The sequence below is a fragment of the Arthrobacter sp. ok362 genome (assembly GCF_900102785.1).
Lineage (GTDB): Bacteria > Actinomycetota > Actinomycetes > Actinomycetales > Micrococcaceae > Arthrobacter.
This window is the reverse complement of sequence record NZ_FNGC01000022.1, coordinates 1-2707: the sequence shown is the minus strand read 5'-3', so window position 1 is coordinate 2707 and position 2707 is coordinate 1. Positions and strand designations below refer to the sequence as shown.

Genomic DNA, 2707 nt, shown 5'->3' with positions numbered 1-2707 from the left:
CCCCAGGGCGCCGGCGGGTGCGGACACAGGGTTACGGCGGTCATAGCGTGGGGGAAACGCCCGGTCCCATCCCGAACCCGGAAGCTAAGACCCACAGCGCCGATGGTACTGCACCCGGGAGGGTGTGGGAGAGTAGGTCACCGCCGGACAACCATTCAGGTCGAGGACCCCCAACCACGTTGGGGGTCCTCCCGCATTTAACCCCCAAACACCCCGCCAGGACCGCCGGCGCTTCGGTCGTTGACCGTCTGACCTTCAACGGTGCCACAATCGAACTGCTGGCCTACTTCCATTCTCTCGGTGCGGGCTTCCACGCCCCACAGAGGGCCTTGCCGCCATCGATCACCTTATGGATGGCCTCATTGACCGAGCGGCCCGGAATGGGTTCGCCTAAGGATGGCCGCGGCAGGGATCGGGCATGAGTCCTGATGACCGCCACCGCCGGGTAGCCCTCTGGAGAATTTCTCTAAAGATCCTTCGGATATGTGTAACCTTTTGGCCCCTCACGGACAATACAGGGCATGGGGAACATTGAATCCGGTGATGAGGGGCTGTGGTCCCGCAGCATCAAGGGCGAGGGCGAGGCCTTCAGAGTGTTGTATGCCCGGCACCGAAATAGGATCTTCCGCCACGCGTACCGGCTCTCAGGTGACCGGCACGATGCTGAGGACATCATGGCCACCGCGTTTCTTGAACTCTGGAGATCCCGGGCCAAGGTTCGGATCGTCGAAGGATCTGTTCTTCCCTGGCTGCTCGTCATCTGGCCCTGGCTCTTGGAGCCCTGAACGCCGAGGACGTGCATCTGGTGAGCCTGGTCGTCTTTGAGGAATACTCCATCGCCGCCGCGGCGGCCGTACTCAGACTGACCCCGGGCGCGGCCAAAACACGAATGCACCGGGCACGCCAGCGAATGAAGAACGCGCTTCAGGGGACACAACCTGCCCCCATCTCCACCACCCCGGTTCTGGAAGGAGAACGGTCATGAACCAGCTACGCGTCGATGACCGGTTCAGCAGAGCACTCGAAGAAGGCCTACACAGGAACTGCGACGGTCGAGCTCGGCGACCCGCCCGGAGGGACCACCGGCATCGAATTGAAACTGATCGCTCTAACTCCCGGATGGTTCGGGTTCCCGGGCGGCGCCAGCGCAAGTTTCACCCAAATCGACATCGATGAGCGATTGAACGAGTCGCGCTACACCCTCCCTCTGAACCCGGGGCAACACAGCGTGACGATCACGACCGACCCCGCATACCGCTGGCAGCTCACGGCGAACTATGTAAAGCAGGTCAGAACCGCGCTGGGCGTCAACGCCAAGGGCGAGACCTATGGCGTCGAAAGCCCCGAGAGCGGGACCCCAGATCTGATCGCGGTCATAGCGATCAATAGTGTTTCCGGTTACGTCTATGCCAAAGACCTGTTCGGCGGCCCCATGCCCACCAGCCCGGAAGACGCAGTGAAGAACTTCAACACTCCCCGTCCACCACGCGAGATCCCCGTGTTCCTCAGCGACGGGCAAACCAAAGTCGGTATTTTCGAAGCATCGGGCCCAGGCAGTGGCATTCCTTCCTACCCCTCGCTATCCCCGGTCCTTCCAACCGCGGACGCCCCGGCAAGCTGACTCTAGCTCGCCTCCGTCCAGGATGCAGCTGTCTGGCAAGAGTCATGGCGCGGCAAGTCCTTCTCGGTTCCCGTGCATGACCCAGAAGGGAAACGGTGATCGGTAGTGCGCGCATTCGCTGGCGCTGGTCCGGTGCTGCCCCTTCCTTCCCGGACCCCCTCCAGGGTTCCCTGGACGATCACCGGCTCGCCGGTGCCGGCGCCGCCGGGGAATGGGAGGGCTCGTAGTCGGAGGTAATGCGGCCAAAGGCAGCCACGGAATCTTCGGCCCGGTAGGAGAACCGGTTGATCGGTCTTGCGGCGTGGCGGGGCGCATGGGAAGTGTCTTGCCAAACGCAGTGCCAGGCCTCCCATTGCGCCCGGCTACGGTCTGGGTGCCGTGCCCGGCCGCGGCCTGGGTGCCGTGCCCGGCCGCCGGTGGTGGGGTTGTTCGTTCGGTGGTGCCGCCGGCGGCGGCTGGTGTTGTGGTGATGCACTGCACAGTTGCGGGTGGGGCTGGTGGGGTGGGTGTTGGGGTGTGTGGTGGGTGGGTGTGGCCTGTGTTGGCGGGGTTTTGGGGTGGTGGGGCGGGTGTGTGGGGTGGAGTTGCGGCGGGGCTTGGGTGGGTGTATTGTTTTCTAAGTCGCCGAGAGGGAGACCAGCGCAAAGCTGGGAACCGGAGGCGGCCAATCCCCTAAATTTCAAGACCGGATCTGGTCGGCGTTTCGTGCGCTCCGGGTTCGGGTGGGGGCGGGTCGGATGGTTTGTGGGTCGCGGAAACGTTGATTTGCAAAGTGTTTCGGACTCGGGTAAGTTTGAAAAGTTGCTCCGGAGCGATCCTTGACCGATTGGTTGTGGTGGTGCCGGGTGTGTCTGTTGTTTGAGAACTCAATAGTGTGCCAAGTTTGTTGATACCAATTTATTGTATTGAATTGGTTGAATTTGCCGGGCCCGCCACCCCGTGGTGTGGTCTGGTGTTTTTGGCTGGTTTCAAATTTTGTGCAGCCTGTGGTTCCCGTTTTCCCGGGGGCGCCGGTTGTGTCTGTTTTTCTTCAACGGAGAGTTTGATCCTGGCTCAGGATGAACGCTGGCGGCGTGCTTAACACAT

Annotated in this window: 3 protein-coding genes and 1 rRNA gene; all 4 read left to right on the top strand. The window is 62.1% G+C overall.

Going from position 1 to position 2707, the window contains the following annotated elements; translation table 11 throughout:
- Positions 1–32 precede the first annotated feature (32 nt).
- The 4 genes from rrf (at position 33) to BLQ10_RS20680 (ending at position 1621) form a co-directional block, all read left to right on the top strand.
- Positions 33–149, top strand: a 5S ribosomal RNA gene (gene rrf / locus BLQ10_RS20690).
- 372 nt (positions 150–521) lie between these two features.
- Positions 522–785, top strand: a complete 264-nt coding sequence (locus BLQ10_RS22905; protein ID WP_254785700.1) for an RNA polymerase sigma factor — start codon at positions 522–524, stop codon at positions 783–785.
- 11 nt (positions 786–796) lie between these two features.
- Complete coding sequence (locus BLQ10_RS22900) at positions 797–985, top strand: RNA polymerase sigma factor (protein WP_368086534.1); 189 nt, start codon at positions 797–799, stop codon at positions 983–985.
- 15 nt (positions 986–1000) lie between these two features.
- Complete coding sequence (locus BLQ10_RS20680; RefSeq protein WP_091564878.1) at positions 1001–1621, top strand: hypothetical protein; 621 nt, start codon at positions 1001–1003, stop codon at positions 1619–1621.
- Positions 1622–2707 lie beyond the last annotated feature (1086 nt).